The 16,659-nt window shown below is 64.5% G+C and carries 9 protein-coding genes and 6 pseudogenes; 4 read left to right on the top strand and 11 right to left on the bottom strand.

Features of this window, described 5'->3' with window-relative positions; genetic code table 11:
- Nucleotides 1–699: 699 nt before the first annotated feature.
- Nucleotides 700–1,788: pseudogene (locus GWG65_RS28400) on the top strand (IS5 family transposase).
- Between the two features lie 1,060 nt (nucleotides 1,789–2,848).
- On the opposite strand, the gene GWG65_RS28395 reads toward GWG65_RS28400, so the two are convergent.
- Nucleotides 2,849–3,064, bottom strand: a complete 216-nt coding sequence (locus GWG65_RS28395) for a hypothetical protein (RefSeq protein WP_148744166.1) — start codon at nucleotides 3,062–3,064, stop codon at nucleotides 2,849–2,851.
- Between the two features lie 1,741 nt (nucleotides 3,065–4,805).
- Nucleotides 4,806–4,901 (bottom strand): annotated as a pseudogene (locus GWG65_RS28390) (SOS response-associated peptidase); the annotation flags it as partial.
- 34 nt (nucleotides 4,902–4,935) lie between these two features.
- On the opposite strand from GWG65_RS28390, the pseudogene GWG65_RS28385 reads away from it, so the two are divergent.
- From GWG65_RS28385 to GWG65_RS28375, 3 genes and pseudogenes are all read left to right on the top strand, one after another.
- Nucleotides 4,936–5,194: pseudogene (locus GWG65_RS28385) on the top strand (SOS response-associated peptidase); the annotation flags it as partial.
- 225 nt (nucleotides 5,195–5,419) lie between these two features.
- Nucleotides 5,420–5,593 (top strand): hypothetical protein, encoded by a 174-nt coding sequence (locus tag GWG65_RS28380; RefSeq protein WP_275198830.1) that lies wholly within the window; start codon nucleotides 5,420–5,422, stop codon nucleotides 5,591–5,593.
- Between the two features lie 8 nt (nucleotides 5,594–5,601).
- Complete coding sequence (locus tag GWG65_RS28375; RefSeq protein ID WP_275198829.1) at nucleotides 5,602–5,973, top strand: hypothetical protein; 372 nt, start codon at nucleotides 5,602–5,604, stop codon at nucleotides 5,971–5,973.
- 1,352 nt (nucleotides 5,974–7,325) lie between these two features.
- On the opposite strand, the pseudogene GWG65_RS28365 reads toward GWG65_RS28375, so the two are convergent.
- From GWG65_RS28365 to GWG65_RS28330, 9 genes and pseudogenes are all read right to left on the bottom strand, one after another.
- Nucleotides 7,326–7,700: pseudogene (locus GWG65_RS28365) on the bottom strand (transposase); the annotation flags it as partial.
- Between the two features lie 97 nt (nucleotides 7,701–7,797).
- Complete coding sequence (gene fni, locus GWG65_RS28360) at nucleotides 7,798–8,847, bottom strand: type 2 isopentenyl-diphosphate Delta-isomerase (RefSeq protein ID WP_148744164.1); 1,050 nt, start codon at nucleotides 8,845–8,847, stop codon at nucleotides 7,798–7,800.
- Between the two features lie 81 nt (nucleotides 8,848–8,928).
- A pseudogene (locus GWG65_RS28355) lies at nucleotides 8,929–9,830 on the bottom strand (hypothetical protein).
- Nucleotides 9,827–11,377: a hypothetical protein gene (locus GWG65_RS28350; protein WP_275198828.1), complete on the bottom strand. Its 1,551-nt coding sequence runs from the start codon at nucleotides 11,375–11,377 to the stop codon at nucleotides 9,827–9,829. Before GWG65_RS28350 ends, GWG65_RS28355 begins: the two are co-directional and overlap by 4 nt.
- Nucleotides 11,378–11,685: 308 nt before the next feature.
- Nucleotides 11,686–12,693, bottom strand: coding sequence for a polyprenyl synthetase family protein (locus tag GWG65_RS28345; protein WP_275198827.1), 1,008 nt, complete (start codon nucleotides 12,691–12,693; stop codon nucleotides 11,686–11,688).
- Between the two features lie 145 nt (nucleotides 12,694–12,838).
- Nucleotides 12,839–14,182, bottom strand: coding sequence for a cytochrome P450 (locus GWG65_RS28340; RefSeq protein ID WP_275198826.1), 1,344 nt, complete (start codon nucleotides 14,180–14,182; stop codon nucleotides 12,839–12,841).
- Nucleotides 14,182–15,027 carry an SDR family oxidoreductase gene (locus tag GWG65_RS28335; protein ID WP_342760676.1) on the bottom strand — a complete coding sequence of 282 codons (846 nt, stop codon included), beginning with the start codon at nucleotides 15,025–15,027 and terminating at the stop codon, nucleotides 14,182–14,184. The genes GWG65_RS28340 and GWG65_RS28335 overlap by 1 nt, the downstream gene beginning before the upstream one ends.
- 168 nt (nucleotides 15,028–15,195) lie before the next feature.
- Nucleotides 15,196–15,321 (bottom strand): annotated as a pseudogene (locus GWG65_RS40490) (ferredoxin); the annotation flags it as partial.
- Between the two features lies 1 nt (nucleotide 15,322).
- Complete coding sequence (locus GWG65_RS28330) at nucleotides 15,323–16,609, bottom strand: cytochrome P450 (protein WP_275198824.1); 1,287 nt, start codon at nucleotides 16,607–16,609, stop codon at nucleotides 15,323–15,325.
- Nucleotides 16,610–16,659: the final 50 nt, after the last annotated feature.

Genomic DNA, 16,659 nt, shown 5'->3' with positions numbered 1-16,659 from the left:
GTGAGCGGACCGCCCCGGCCGAAATCCGAAACTGTGCTCCGAAAACGTCAGATCGCATCGGCTCTTGGAGAACTTGCAACACGGCTTGTTGAATCAGGCGGTCGACGACACAGGGGACGCCGCGTTTCCTGACCCCGCCATCCGGCTTCGGGATTTCGACCCGCTTAACCGGCTGCGGCCGATAGTTCCCGTCGAGCAGTTGAGACCGAATGTTTGGCCAGTGCTGACGCAGGAATGCCTTCGCGTCGTCGATGGTCATCCCATCAACGCCAGGGCTTCCTTTGTTCCTTTTAACGCGCTTCCACGCTCTTTCGAGGTTCTCTCGGTCGCACACCTCCTCCATTAGTTATTCTGTGAAAGCCGAGTTTTCGGTGGCTGATTTCGCCATGAGTGGTTCGGTCTCCTCGTCACCGTGCGCCGGAGCTTCACCCCCGGTCCTTCGGTTCCAAGGCCAGCACTTGCTGGTTGTTCTGCCGCTTTCTATTCACGAGATATTAACCCCACTTGCTCTCTCAATCGTTCGGGCCTTCAGCCATCGTTTCCGGCTCCGCCTATCTGTTTTCTCCACCTTTCGGCCTTGGAGTGCCTCAATAGCTTTGCCGACAGCCTGACCTAACAGGCTGCTGAAAAAGTCGTTTTGCGAGTTGGTTGGAGTGTGATTCCGTGCATGTGTCTGATTACTTTGGGCTGGGGGATGCGATGCGCGGGGCAGATCAGCGGTCGGAAGGCATATTCAGTTACGTGCGGTTGGAGCAGCGCGTTCCAGCGGATCATCCGCTGCGTGCGATCCGCGACTTGGCCGACGCGGCGCTGAAGGATCTGTCGCGCGACTTTGCCAGGCTGTACGCCCGCCATGGCCGACCGTCGATTCCGCCGGAGCGGCTGTTGCGGGCGCTGCTGCTGCAGGCGTTCTACACGGTGCGATCGGAATGGCAGTTGATGGAGCAGCTCGACTACAATCTGTTGTTCCGCTGGTTCGTCGGTCTGTCGATGGACGATCAGCTGTGGGATGCGACCGTGTTCTGCAAGAACCGGGATCGGCTGCTCGGCGGCGACATCGCGGCCAAGTTCTTTGTCACCGTGCTGAACCTGCCGCAGGCGTGGGCTGTTATCCAGTGAGCACTTCTCCGTCGATGGCACGCTGATCGAAGCCTGGGCCAGCATGAAGAGCTTCGTGCCGAAGGATGGCGGCGATCCACCATCTGGCAAGCAATCGGGCAGCGGTCAGGGACGCAATGTCGAGCGCGATTTCCATGGCGAGAAGCGCAAGAACGACACGCATTCTTCGACCGACCCCGACGCCCGCTTGTTTCACAAGGGCGCTGGCAAGGAGGCCAAGCTCTGCCACATGTGGGCATCTGATGATGGAGAACCGCAACGGGCTGATCGTCGATGCGCGCCTCACCGAGGCCAACGGTACGGCGGAGCGAACGACCGCTCTCGACATGATCGAGGACAACGCCAAGCCGGGCAGCACCGTGGGCGCCGACAAGAACTATGACACCGCCGACTTTGTCGCCGGTTGCCGCGAGCGCGGCTGCACGCCGCATGTCTCGCAGAACCACACCAACCGCCGCTCGGCGATCGACGCGCGCACGACCCGGTATCCCGGCTATCGCATCAGCACGATCAAGCGCAAGCGGATCGAAGAACCATTCGGGTGGATCAAGACGGTCGGCGGTCTAGACCCGGCATCGTGGCAGAGGCCTAGTCGAGTGGTTCTTCGTGCTCACCGCCGCAGCCTACAATCTCGTTCGTATTCCGAAGATGCTGGCAGCAACGGGGTGAGTCTGTCTGGAGCGTCAAACATGAGCGAAAACTGCGCGTACAGCGCTCTTTACCACCCATCGATTGGCTCATCCTCGCCCGCACATCAGGAAAATCGCCCTTCAAGACCCATTTTTCAGCAGCCTGCCAGTCTTGAACAGCGTTGTCGACCCGCTCAAAGTCGGGCTGTCACTGGATAGAGCTGCATTCGAGGTCACCAGAAGCGGCCAGCGGGTGCAGTCGAGGCCGGCGCCGCGTACCCCACAGCGCTATCACCAGGACGGCCGCGTTCCTAATTCCCAGCAGCACGAGGATGCTTTCCAGCATGACGAATCAAGCCCCCGCCCAGGAGAATCATACACGTGGGCGGAATCGAGTCGCCAAGGCCATTAGCGCGAACCCTTCCACGTGGTCCACTCACGCAGGTGGTCCACTCACGGCTCTGGGAACAATTGCCGGGTTTCCCAGCGACGTTTCCCCAACGTCAAAAGAAGACACAAACGACCTCCGCTTCTCCGCATTGCCCCGGAGCTGAGGTCGTTTCGTCTTTCTGACCTTGTGTAGGCCGATCGGCCAGCGTGAACCGGCGACGACCTGGAAAAGCGGCCTCAGGAAGAACCTGAGGCCGAAGATTACCTTCTCTGATGCCTCGGGCCTATATGCGAAACGAAGCCCGAAGCTGTATCCAAACGGATCGTGGTTAGAGTTCCTTCGCGGCTGCAAGAGGTCCCGCCCCGGCCAAAAGAAACCCGCCGACCTGTAGGGGCCGGCGGGAGTTTTTGACTGATGATGTTGGCGATCGGCGGGCACCGACCGCCAAAATTACTTACCAGAGTCGCAGTTGCGTGCGGCCCTTCTCGTCAGATGCCCACCGGTTTTGGAGACTGCCCTCGCTGCCCGAGTAGTGCGGCGCGCCTACTAGGCCTCTCATGGCGGGGCCGCCGCTAGTGGAAGCGGCGGCCCCTAGCCGTGAAAGCGCCGTTTACGCAATACATCGGCAGCTCCGCGGCTACAGATAGCCTCGACCCGGCGATGGCCTTGCGCAATGTGATCTACTTATTAGCCTTACCAAGAGGCTTGTTCATGCGCGCTTCTCGATATCAGCCATCGTTCTGGCGAACGCTTCGCGCAGCTGCTCCGCGTGAGCTGCGCTCTGCGGTTCATTGAGATATGCAATCTTGATCAGCAGCCTATTCAACAGAAACGTAATGCGTAGATTTTCCGAGTGGCGCAGTGCCGTGATCTGCCGGCGCATCTCGCCGAGATCGAGCGTTTCGTGTTTCGACGCCCTCTTCAAAATGATACTCGCGCGCGGCCAGCGAACGAAGCCGACGCGCCGAGTATGATGGCGCGAAGGCTCGCTGGGGTGGACCCGGACGGGGCAATGTCCGGTCCGCAAACCTAACGCTGCAATGCGCCGCCGCAATCAAAGCGTCATATTAAGATTGATGTCCGCACTGCGGGTTAATTCTGGAACTGGTCAGGCTTAGTCTGCTCACCGGGCTGCTCAAGTGTGAGGTTGATTCTGTTTCGCCGCGATGCTCGCAGATTCATCCAAAGCAGCACCACGCCTGCGATGATGAAAAAGACTGTCGGAAAATTCAGCAAAAGCGGGAACCTGAAAACCGATCTCGATCCTAAATGGAGGCCGATGCATGGCGCCTGTGGCCTGTCTAAAATCAAGCATGTGTTGCAGTCTAGCAAACAGCACCTTCTGCCTTCATGATGGCCTTCATCCGGTCAGTCGAGACCGGCTAGGCTCGGCACATTGTTTCGGCGGGGCTGTGTGCCGAGCCGCCGCCGTGCGTCATAAACACCGCGGGGTGGGCGATTCTCGATTGCGTTCTGAGGAATCCGACGCCGACTTGCGTAAACGCCGGATACAACGACCATTGAAGCCGTGGCCAGAATTAACTCAGCGCCCATGAAAAAGCTCGAAGAAAAATCGATTGTCTAAGAAACCATAGATCGCTCAGCCTGCCGCTAAGTCTCTCGCAACAGGCGAAATCGCGCAAGGGACGAAACCAGCTTGCGCTCGAGTTCTTCGACAAGATGATGTCGCTCATGGGCAAGATGCGCGAGTGCAGGCTCGATGCTCAGCGATGCGACTTTTTCAACAGTATGCCCATCGTTCGCGCCATTCGCCTCACTGATCCGGCGTGACGGCCCAGCTCGGCTGCTATCTTCGATACGGCAGCTCCTGCCCGGGCCAGCTTGGACAATTGCTGGACCTCGCGGTCGCCCCATTGCTTTGGCTTCTGCGTTTTCATTGGGGGCCGCCATCCTCGCGCTCAACTGAGTCGTGCGCCTCTTTGCGTCGCAGCCTTCACTTAGGCTTCATTGTAGGGGGCTGCGGCCGCTGAACGCTTCCCTGTACCGCCGCCTGCGAGGTTCGGGTTATGGCGGCCTCAAACACCGCAATACGGCGATCAAGTTGCCATAGCTCGATGTCGTTGACATCAACTAGCTGCTGAGCACGTTCTCGTGCTTCCTGCTCGTCGGCACACTGCAAATTGGCCACGCTTATAACGTGGTGCTGCTGATCCAAAAGGTAAGCTCGGTAGTGCGTCATCCCCACGCCCCCAAGACGAAAACAGGTTACTCCATTGATGCAAAGGGAAACCACGGAAATTTGGGCTCGGAAGTTCACGCTTAATGTCTATCCCTTTCAAAGTTGGCGGCGCTCGTCGTCGCTACATGGTCATTGTTGACACAGAAGGCCGTCGCGCAACGCGTAGTCCCTAAAACTCACCGGCTCCAATATGACGACTGCATGACACAGGGATGCCGCAAATGCTGGCTGATCCTCATTTTCAACATGAGCAAAACGTGGAGATCGGTGCTACGCGACGTGTGTGGAGAAGAGCACCTTTTGCAGCGTCAGTGCTTTCGCGCGGCAACTGCATCGATGCTGCCATTGCACTTACTCTCTTCCCTTACTCCGCCGCGCTATCACCGTCGCGGCCTCCCACACCCACATTTATCCGTTCGTACCATGAGGACTCAACTTGAGCCGACGCACAGTTGGAATGCCCGAGGCCGATGAATGTGGTCCAGATACCAGCGAACGCGAACAGCGGCCGGTCATCGTTCAGCGTGAACCACACCACGTCCGTTTTCTTCGTCTCCGGGTTCGTCCGATGATGCGCTGGGCATGCCGCCGCCACCAACGGTGATCGCGGCACGAAGTTCAAGCCGATCCCCCGAACCTAACCTTGTCTATGGCTTCCTGACGACTACGCCGAATGCCGTGGTTGAACCGATCCATGCGAAAGCGATGCCGGTGATCCTGACCACCGACGAGGAGCGTGACGTATGGATGCGCGCGCCGTGGGATGAGGCCAAGGCGTTGCAGCGGCCATTGCCGGATGATGTGCTCAAGATCGTAATGCGTGGGGCGGAGAAGGAAGATCGGACGGCGGCCTAAGAATTACTCCGTCCTCGGTCGCCGCTGTCCCCGCTCTCGGCCATACACCATCGCGGCTAGCGACACAGCCGTCCGTGGCTTGCAAAAAGATCTGCTGTCGCGTCGCGGGCATGAAACAAAAATTGATCAAGCAGTCGCAAATGAGCGGAGGATATACCCCAGAACCGACTTGATTTCTCATTCCGCTAAATCTCGTCAGCGGATTTGTTTGATGGGTAAATAGCGATGACTGATCAACAATTAGCTCTGCAAGCAATTGGCGAAGCGCAACTCATGCTGGAAGAATACCTTCAGCCCTGGCCCAAGGATAATGCGCATATCCTTGAGAAGTTGGTGGAAGTTCTCGAACGCCCCGCCTTGATCGTCGCCGTAAGCCGATTGCAGCAACGAGGCAATTGAGTCCGCCCATGAGCAAACCGCTTCAATCATTTGCTTTGACCGTTTGCATTGCTGCCCTGTCGTCACTCGAAATGACAAACGTACAAGCAAAGCAACAATGCAGCGGTGCAATGCCCTCAAATCCACAAGGGCAGTGGTGGTCCTATCGTCTCATCAACGGGCGAAAATGCTGGTACGCGGGCAAGCCCATGCTTTCGAAATCATTACTGGAGTGGCCTACGGAGATATCCCTCGAACCGGGTTCTAGCGGAGAAGCTGGGGGCGTTATCATAGCGCAGCCTAGCAATCCACTAGACGCACAAGCGTTGGCGCTGAAAGAATTTGACACCTTTGAAGCGCGATGGCGCGCTAGGATCTCTATTTGCAAGGCATGCATCTGACCGATACTCGTGACTAAGCGATCTCGCATCGCGCTCATCGTCGGCGCAAGGGCGTTCGACGTCTGTTCGCGCGCGTGCGCTTTGATGATATCGTGATGGTGCTGCCGCGTCAGCTTGTCAGTCGAGCTTAAAGCGCGAACCACAGTCAGAACTGCTCTGGCCGATCTCGCGATCCCTTCTCAGATCAGCTTCAAGTTCTTCGACAATAGCGTGACTCAGACATGCGGCAAGCGAATCAGTAACTTCTCGCTCCAAAAGGCGGTACCGAGCGATTTGAACTTCTTGCTCGACAAACTAGCGCTCTGGCATGAGCCGTGCCCTCCAGCAAACCGACGCGGAGGCGGCCTAGTTGTTTCCCTAATATGAGCAAAGCTCATCCGCTCAGACCTGAACTGCCGCAGCGCGTTGGTGTCAGGCGCGCGCCACGCCGCCCTCATGGCACGATGCGCAGCGCGCGCGGTAGAGCGTTTCGCCTCGCGAGCTCAGCGCCTCTTCCGCATGATCCGGGAGGACGCCAGCGAGCGATATGTCCACTCCAAGTAGGAGGCGTGCCGAGCGAGTGGATCCAAGCCGAAGTCGAAGGCGGCTCTTGATGCCGCGCATCGCCGAGGTCCTAGGTCAACCGCTACCCAATTGGACAGTTCACGACCTTCGGAGATCGGCGTCCACGATGATGGCCGATCAGCTTGGCGTATTGCCTCACATTATAGAGGCGATTTTAAATCACGTCAGCGGCCATCGGGCTGGTCTATAACCGCGCTCGCTATGCAGCCCGGATGCGCGAGGCGCTTGAACGCTGGGCAGATTACGTGACGGCCCCGCCAGTTTAAAAACTGGCATACTTCATGACCGGCGGGATGCGCTCGACGAATGCATGCACGCGGCGCGCGCTGGTTTTGAGAGTATCGCTATCACCGAGCGCGCGCAGGGCTCGTACGATATGGCGCCCATCTCCTGGAATCGGCCTTGGCCTACGTGACGGAGGTCGACGGCCTGCCTTGCTGTTGCGGAACGACCACGTCGCGGAGGTGAAAGACCTGGCCTTCCTGCACGCCTGCCCGGAGGGCCAAGCCCACGCATGCCCGTCGCGGCAAGCTGCGCGTGGGTATGCTTCGCCAGGATGCCGGCGTCTTCGACACGTCCAGCACCTTGCCGGGCTCGTCGGTCGACGGGCTGGCCGGTGTTTTCACTCTCCTTGGGCGCCTTCTCGGTAAGCATCCGGTGAAGAGACCGGTGAAGGCCGGTGAAGACCGCACAGCGGTCACTCAGGCTGCCTGATCGACTTGCTTGTTTCGGTGGCGCCAATTCCACGGAAGGAGTTCGTCGAGCCTTTACCACTTCGTTGAACACGCGATCACCGCATCGCGTTCGATCAATCGCTCGCGGTTCTTGCTGAACACCGTCGGCACCCACACCGCATCGTCCGTCGACAGACCGATGAACCAGCGATACAGCAGGTTGTACTGCACCTGCTCCATCAATGGCCGCTCCGAACGGACGCTGTAGAACACCTGCAACAACATGGCCCGCAGCAATTTCTCCGGCGCAATGCTGGGGCGACCGCCTTTGGCACTGCAGGCGTGCATGGCGGAAAACAAGCCGTCTAGCCGCACCAGCGCTTCATTGACCATCAGCCGGATCGGACGCAGTGGATGATCGGCTGGAACGAAATCCTCCAAGCGCTTCATCGTGAACAGCTGCTCCATGAAAACATCGCTCCCGCGCATCGAACCGCCTCACCAAGGTGGATCAGTAGTCTATCTTTGCCGTAGGTATTTCAGCAGCCTGCTAGGCGCCCGCCGCCACGTGCGGGCGACGCCGGCATCAGCCGGCGGGCAGATGCGCCGAGGGCAACAAGCGCACCTGACGCAACGCCGCCAGATCAGCCGAGCCGGTGCAGAAGCAGGCGACGGCCAACTGGCGGATGACGATCTCGAAATGCGCGACAACCGCCTCGGTCGACACCGTCGCCGCGCGCAGCACGCCGGCCGCCTGCCCGGCGATGTCCGCGCCCAGGCGGATGGCCTTGGCCACGTCGACGCCGTCGCGGATCCCGCCCGACGCGATCAGCTTCACCGTTGGCAGCGCCCGACGTACCGCCTGCACGCTGGCCGGGGTCGGAATCCCCCAATCGGCGAACGCCATCGCCACTGCACGGTCGGCGGCATCGCGGGCGCGCTCGCCCTCCACCGCGGCCCAACTGGTGCCGCCGGCGCCGGCGACATCGATCACCGCCACGCCCGCCTCGACGAGCGCATAGGCCACCGAGGCGGAGAGGCCCGACCCCACTTCCTTGGCCACGATCGGCACGCCCACGCTGCGCGCGGCGCGAGCGATCTGCGCCAGGACGCCGCGCCAGTCGCGGTCGCCCTCCGGCTGTACCGCTTCCTGCAGCGGATTGAGATGGACGATGAGTCCATCGGCCTCCAGCGCGTCCACCGCCCGGCGCGCCAGGTCCAGGCCGTCGGCCTCGCGCAGTTGCGCGGCGCCGATATTAGCCAGCAAGGGAATGTCTGGGGCCAGGCGGCGCAGCGCGCGCGTCAGCCCCTGGGAGTTGCGGGATTGCAGGCTCACGCGCTGCGAACCGACGCACATGGCGATCCCCAAGGCTTGCGCCGCCTCGCTCAGATGCCGGTTGATGGCCTCGGCGCGTGGCATGCCGCCGGTCATGGAGCTGATCAGCAGCGGCGCGCGCATGGTCTTGCCCAGCAGCGAGGCGCGCAGGTCGATCTGCGTCAGGTCCAACTCGGGCAATGCGCAGTGTTCGAAACGGATGTACTCCCAGCCGGCGGCGACCTTGGTCGGCGCCGTTCGCCGATCCAGCACGATGTCCAGATGGTCGTCCTTGCGCCGGCTCACGGCGGTGTCGCTCATGCTCGCTCCATCCGTCGCATCGGGCGACGGCGTTGCGTTCGGATCGACGGCAGCGCGCGCACGCCGCCGCCTCCCGCGCGTTCAGGCTGGCGCACGCTGGCCTCCCCCGCAGCGTCGCTGCGGTAGCGGCTGGTCGAGGTCTGGTAGTACTGCGCGCGGATGGCCGCCATGGCCTCGATCAACGGTCCCCACGGCGCGGGAAAGCGTTCTTCCGCCATCACCCGGTGCAGCATGCGCGTATGGCCAGCCAGCTCGTCGTTGAGGAACTCCATCACAGGCATAGCCGGATAGCGCTGCAGCAGCAGGATCGCCGCGTTGTCGGCCTCGTCGGCCGACCTGTCTTTGTCGCGTCCATGCAGATCGTTCTGCAGGCGCCCGATCGCGGAGATGAGCCGCAGGACTTGGCGAAACGCCGGACGCGCGCGCAAGGTCGCCATGTCCAGCCCCCACAGCAACGACAGGCAACAGAACACGTTCGCGTAGGCGATCGAATCGATGCCGTTGTGCAGGTACTCGGCGTAGGACCAGCGTTCCGCTCCTGCCGCCTGCGCGTGCCCGGCGCGCAGCGCCGCGCAGTAGCACCGGGTATCGTGGAGAAGCTGAGCATAGTCTCGACGATCGTAGGCGAGCGCGGCCAGCGAAGCGCGCAGCACAGCGCAGCCCTCGAATCCGGGGAGCGCGCACGGCACGCCCTGCCCTAGCGCCTGCTCCACCGCGGCGAGCTGCTCCGGCGCGATCAGGCCAAGGTCGTTGCAATCGTCGAGCCAGAACAGCAGCGCCAGTTCGCGATAGAACGCCACGATCAGCGTTTCTTCCTGCGGATCGCGGCCGGTGCGGGCGCTGGTGTCGCGCAGGCTCGGGTGGATGCGCTGCAGGATGTACTGGCCACCCCTGACCGCTTCCACCGCATGCTCGTCGGCGAACCCGGTCAGGGTACGCCCCCACTCCAGCACCTGCTGCAGCGCGCGTTCGGTCTGGATCATGGCGCCGCTCCTGCTCCCGCGGCCAGGACGCGCCGCCCCCAACGAAGCGCCAGCCACAACCCCGCGAGTTCCGCCACGCGCACGACCCGCGTGGGGCAATACAGTTCCTTGCCGATCCACAGCGGCGTCTGCGGCAATGCATGCGCCGCATGGCGGGCGAGCATCCACTCCAGCGCACGCGCCACCGCCTGCGTGATGCGCCGGCGCCCTGTCGGCTCTTCGCTCCCGTCCATCACGTGCAACGCGAACAGCGCATAGGCGGTTTCCTCGAATGTGGACGCGCGACCGGCGCCCCAGCCGCCGTCGTCGCGCTGCGCCTGCAGCAGCGCCGCCAGCGTGCGCTCGTCGCGCCACTGGGGCTTGCCTTGCGCCAGCGCAGCGACCGCATGCGCGGTGGGATACAGCCATGAAACGTGCCATTTTTCGTTGTCCCATAGACCGTGCGGGTTGCGATTGGCCTCGACGTAGGCGCTGGTGCCGGCGGCGGGCTTTCCCAACAGTCGCAACGCATGCAGGACATGGATGTTGGTCGACACCGAGGCATTGCGCTCGCCGGGGAAGGTGACGAACAGCTCGCCGATTTCGAAATGGCGCAACGCATCGACCGCCGGGTCGCGTCCTGCAAGGCGCAGGACGCACAACGCAACGGCGGTGTCGTCCGCATCGGCCGCGAAGTGCAAGGCCGGGCCCAGACCGCGCACGCCCAGGCGGGCGTCGAGCTGCGCGACGATCACGCGCACCGCCTCGGCGAGCGCGGGATGCGCGAACAGCCCGGCCAGATGCAGGGTGTACAGCGACCAGCATGGCTCGAACACATTGATCGGCCAGACGTTGGGAACGACACCTTCGATGCCGCTGCGCGTCGCACGCGATGCCGCCTGCAGATACGCGTCGGCGCGCCCGACCTGCGGCGTGCTCCCCTGTGTCACGGCGTGCGCACGCCACGCGGCGGTGGCCGCCGGACTAATGCCGATGCTGCCGTCGTCATCCGGGCATGCGGTGGTCGGCGACGTCCCCCAGGCTTCCCAGGAGTGCAGCAACGGATGGCCGCTCGGCAACGTCGCCACCGCCCCCAGCTTGACCAGGCACGCTTGCCGCAACGGCAACAGCGCCGGGTGCCGCGGAAACGCCACGCCGCCCAGCAAGGATGCGGCCTCGCCGCAAAACTGCGGCAGGATCAGCTCCGCGCCGATCGGCGCGTCTTCCGGCACCGCATGCGCGTAGGGATCGGGCTGGCGCTCGAGGAACCGGATTGCAGCCTGGATTGCGTCGGCAGCGCCGGGAAGAGAATCGGCACGCTGCAATGCCAGCAACGCCGCCCACGTGGGCGCATGGCGGAACAGCGGGAAGTCCGCGCTTCCCCATCCGCCATCAGCCTGTTGCTGCGCGATGAGCCACGCGTATGCGTCCTGCCGACCGGTGACGTTGCCGTGGAACTGCAGAGCTCGCGCCGTGTCGTAGACGGACGGACCGACGCTGCCGCCGTCGCTCACCACGCTCAGCAGGTGGCGCAATTCGGAAAGGATCTGTTCGGACAGCGCGTTCACGCGGGATGTTCCTTCTGCAGACCGTTGACGAGAACCAGGATCGGGCAGACGCCGCGCACGTCGCCGCAGGCCCGTCGCGGCCCGGCGCATGGGCAGCGCCGGACGGCCGCCCTGCTCCGGCGCGGCGACGCGCCCCCATGCTGGCGCCGGTCCGCCGCATAGGGTTGCGCGCAGCGCGCCGCGTGCGCCGCGCCCGTGCTGGGCAACCGCTGCGATCGGCGCCGCGGACTCGGACACAGTGCAGGCATGCACCGCTGCCGCCGGCCGATCGCAGCGGCACAGGGGCGACTCCATGCGGACGGGCGCGCTCATGCGCATGGCGCGTGCTTGAACAGATACGCGTTGGCCCGCTGCAGCATCTGCGCCAACCGTTCCGCACGCGGCCCCAGCGGGGCGATGGCCTCCCCGGCGTCGCGCAACAGACCCAACGCGAACTGGCGCGCTGCCTGCAGCCCCATGATCGACGCGCAGGTCGGCTTCTGCGCCGCCGCGTCCTTGCCGGGGGTCTTGCCCAGCGTCGCGCTATCCGCTGTCGCGTCGAGAATGTCGTCGACCACCTGCAACGCCAGGCCGAAATAGGCGCTGTAGCGATCGAGCGCACAGTACAGCGCAGCGTGCGCGGCATCCTCCGCGATGGCGCATAGCGCGCCCATGCGAACGGACGCGCGCACTAGCGCTCCGCTCTTCATCCGGTGCATCGCCACGATCCTGTCCAGCTCGACGTGCTTTCCAACCAGCGACAGATCCATGGCCTGCCCGCCTGCGGCACCCTCGGCGGACACCGCCTGCGCCAGTTCGCGCACGAGCGCGATGCGGTTGTCGCCCGGCGCATCCAGGCTCGCCAGGGTCAGGAAGGCGTGCGCCTGCAGCGCATCGCCGACCAGGATCGCAGTCGCTTCGCCGAACTTGACGTGCACGCTCGGAAGGCCGCGGCGAAGCACGTCGTCGTCCATCGCGGGCAGGTCGTCGTGGACCAGGGTACAGGCGTGCATCATCTCGATGGCGGCGCCGACGTCGTCGAGCATGTGCGCCGGCGTGTCGGCCAGTGCGCCGGCAGCCAGACAGAGCAAGGCGCGGGTGCGCTTCCCGCCATGCAAGGTGGCGTAGCGCATCGCCGCCATCAGCTCGGTCTCACCGTCGTCTTCGGCGCAGAGAAGACGCGCCAGCGCCTGTTCGACCCGCTTTGCGCCGTCCTGCATCCAGATCTCCGGCAGCAGCCCGCCGGATGCGCCGCGCGCCTGCGCGCCCAATCCGCCGAGCGCGGAAACGCCAGTTCGGCCGTCGTGTAGCGTGGAACCGGTCTGCATGTTGTTCATGTCCTTGTACCTGACAGGAGACGGCCACGGCGAGTGGCGAGCCGCCGCGGTGGTGCCGGCGTCGCACCGAGCGCGCGTGCCGAGTGCAGCAATGCCGAGCGTCGCAGGCGCCGCTGCCTCGCCACACGGGGCATGCGATGCCAGCTCATGAGAATCCGATGCGGACTGTCATGGACGGATGTGCGGTCGGGTAATAGCGCCGGCCTTTTTCGACGCCGCTCAGCAAACGCGGCCGCACCCCGGCCTTGTGCATGGTCAGCGCCAAGGCGATGCAGAACTGCACCAGTTCCAGCCATACCAGGTGGTAGCCGATGCAGACGTGTGGGCCCGTACCAAACTGCAGCATGTCCACCGGCCGGATTGGCTCCGTACGTTGCAGCCACCGCGCCAGGCGGAACTGATCAGGCGCCTCGTGCAGCAGCGCCGAGGTCGAGAAATGCAGCAGCGGGATGCACAGATGGGTGCCCGCGGGAATGCGCCGTTGGCCGAGTTGCAATTCCTGCAGCGCGCGACGCGGCAGGAGCGTGGTCGCTGGATGCACGCGCAGCGTCTCGCGGAACAGCGCCTCGGCGACGGGACACTGCGCCAAGTCCGCGTGCCGGGTCGGCACCGCGCCCACGCGTTGCGCCTCCTCGACCAGGGCGTCCCACAGCACAGGCTGCCGCGCCAGCTCGATCACCATCCAGGCCATCGTCGAGGCGGTGGTGTCGTGACCGCCAAGCAGCAGCAAGCGGATATTGGCGACCAGGACGTCATCGGAGTGCGCATCGTCACTGCGATCGAAGGCGCTCACCATGTCCTTGATCAACCCGGTGCGCGCGGCATGCGCGCGCGCGTCGCGGACGAACTGGCGCAACTGCGCGTCGATCCAGTCGCGGGCGGCACGGCCGCGCCGAAAGGGCAGTCCGGGCAGGTCGACCCGGGGCGCCACGATCAACTGCAGCAGTTGCCGGTACTTGCGATGCCATCCCGGCAGGTCCTGCGCGGGGATTCCCATGAGGCTGAAGATGAGCTTGAGCATCAGGTCGCCGGTTTCGCGCAGGATGGTTACGTCGCCGCGGTCGCGCCACGCCTGCACCCGCGCCCGGATGACGGGCGCGAACAGGTCGCCGATGCCGGCCTGGGTCAGCCCCTTGGGCAGGAACGCCGCCTTGATCGCATCGCGCGCCTGCCGGTGCGCGCCGCCGTCCTGGGCGACCAACGTTCCGCCAAGCAACTCGGGCGCCATCTCTTCCATCAGCGCCGAGGACACGTCCTTGTGCCGGAGCAGTGCGAACGCATCCGGATCCACGCAGGTCATCAGGTGTCCGGCAGGGCCGAAATCCAGCCAGAAGTGGCTGCCCAGCGTCCGTTCCGCGCGCCGCAGCAGGCGCGGCAGGTCGCAGACGATGGCGGGAAGATGCCCGACCAGGGGGAAAGCGCCGGGCACGACCGGGATGTCGTGCCGCAGCCGGTGCCGACGGTCCAGCGGGTTGAGCAGCATGTCCATCAGCAGCGCGGCGCCGCGGCCGCTTCGGCGGTGTCGCCGGCAGGCCGCGCGGCGCGGCTGTTGCCACCGTCGGCGTACGTCGGCACATGCGCCAGCATGCCGCCGTCGATGCACACGACTTGGCCGGTGATGAACGCAGCATCGTCGGAGAGCAGAAACGCCACCAGCGCGGCCACGTCCTCGGGGCGGCCGACGCGCGGCAGGAGCTGGTGCCGGCGCAGATGCCGTTGCATGCACTCGTCCAGCTTGGCGAGGAGACGCTCGGTCATGACGAGACCCGGCGCCACCGCGTTGCAGCGGATCTGCGCATGACCGTACTGGGTGGCGAGCGAGGCCGACAGCATGTTCATCGCCGCCTTCGACGCGGCGTAGGACGTCTGCGAGGTATCACCGCTGAGCCCCTGGCACGACGACATGTTGACGATCGCGCCACCGCCGCGGGCGATCATCCGTGGGATGGCCTGCCGGCAGCAGAGCAGCGTGCCGCGCAGATTGGTTGCCATGGTCTGATCCCAGACCGCCAGGTCCAGGTCGAGGATCGCGCGGTCGCGCGGGGTCAGATGCATGGCGCTCGCGTTGTTCACCAGCAGGTCGACCCCACCGAAGTGCCGCTCCGCCGTCTCGAACAGCGCTGCCACCGCCTGCGCATCGGCGATGTCCATGGCCAGGGCCAGCGCCTGGCCCGCTTCGGCCGCGATCTGCGCGGTACAGGCGATGGCCGCCGAGCGATCAATGTCGGCCACCACCACTCTGCCGCCCTCGCGCGCGATGGCGAGGGCGCATGCCTTGCCGATGCCGGCGCCGGCGCCGGTCACCACGGCCACCTTGCCTTCAAACCGTCCCATCGTGTCCTCGTGTTTGCGTTGGTCTTTCGCGGCATGCCGCTCGGCCTCCGCCGGAGAAGGCGCAGGGTCGGCGCTGGCGCGCTCGTCATCGCCAGCGTCGCTTTCGATGACCCGAATGGCGGCGACCGGGCACTGGCTGGCCGCGAGCCGCACGGCGGCGTGCAGCGCCTGCGGGACCGTCGCCACGCACACTTCGGCCACGCCGTCCGGTTCGCGCTGGCGAAAGGTGCCCGGCAGCGTCAGCACGCACTGCCCGGTGGTTCCGCACAGATCCTGGTCGACCACGACGCGCATCTCAGCCCCCCTGCGCATGCAGCCGCACCGGCAGCGCGCGGAACGTCCTAAGGAACGCGGAGGGCTCCCGGCTCGGCTGCTCGGCCAATGCCAGCGTGGGGAAGCGCGCCTGGATCCGCGGCAGGCTCTCGGCCAACTGGATCCGGGCCAGTTGCGCACCGGGGCAGAAGTGGATGCCGTGGCCGAAACTCAGCATGATCTTCCCGTCGGTCGACATGCCAGGATTGGTGCCGTAGAACCGCGCAGGATCGAAGCGGTCGGGATCGGCGAAGGCATCCGGGTCGCGATTGCCGGCCGCGATCAGCACGCGCACGTCCGCGTTCTTCGGGATCACCACGCCGCCCAGTTCGATGTCGCGCTGGGTGATACGCGGAGTGGCGCTGAACAGGACGGGCGCGTCGCAGCGCAGGACTTCTTCGACGAATGCCTTCACCCCCGCAGCGTCTCCCTGCAGCCAGTGCCGCTGTTCGGGATACGCCAGCATCGCCAGGACCGCATGGTCGATGGTCGCAGCAGTGGTGGTGAAGCCGCCCAGCAGCATGCCCCACAGCATGCTGGTCAACTCCGCATCCGACAGCGTGTCGGCATCGTCGTCGTGTGCGCCGACCAGCATCGACACGATGTCGTGGCGGGGATCGGTGCGCTTGCGCTGTATGAGGTCGCCGAAGTAGGCCTGCACCCTGGCGCTGCCCGCGTCCGCCGCGGCGAGCTGGGAATCGCTGGCGTGCGGGCTCAGGCCTTCCACAATGGCGCCGATGCCGGCGGCGAGCCCGAACATGTCGTCCGGGGGCAGGCCGAACAGTTCGGCGAAGACCAGCATGGGCAAGGCCAGCGCGAATTCCCGATGCAGGTCCACCGCCTCCCCGCGCTCCAGCGCGGGCGCCATGCCGTCCAGGCGCGCTGCGACGATGCGCGCGATGCTCGGCTGCAGGTTGTCAATCTGGCGCATGGTGAAATCGCGAGAGATCAGCCGGCGCAGACGCGTATGCGTCGGTGGGTCCTTCATCGCTATCGTGGACGCCATCAGATTGAGCGACAGGCTGGTCGCCGCACGCGGGAAATAGCGCGCCAGTTCGCCCGGCGCAGGTCCCCGAAACGCATCGCCCGTGGCCTTGAGCGCCCAGTAGATGTCGGCGTGGCGGCTCAACAGAAAGAGGCCCGAGGCCGCGCGATGCACCGGATCGTGCTCGCGCAACCACCGCATGAACGGATACGGGTCGTGGATACACGCTGGCGACGCCAGTTCGGCGAAGGCGTCCCGGCCTGCCGTGGTTTCTTGCACGTCCATCTTGGCTACCTATTGGCTGGCTGATCTGACCGGCGCGCGCCAGGCGCCAG

This window comes from Bradyrhizobium sp. CSA207, assembly GCF_029051685.1.
Taxonomy (GTDB): Bacteria; Pseudomonadota; Alphaproteobacteria; order Rhizobiales; family Xanthobacteraceae; genus Bradyrhizobium.
Note: the sequence above shows the minus strand (reverse complement) of the source record. Positions and strands in the feature narration are given on the sequence as shown.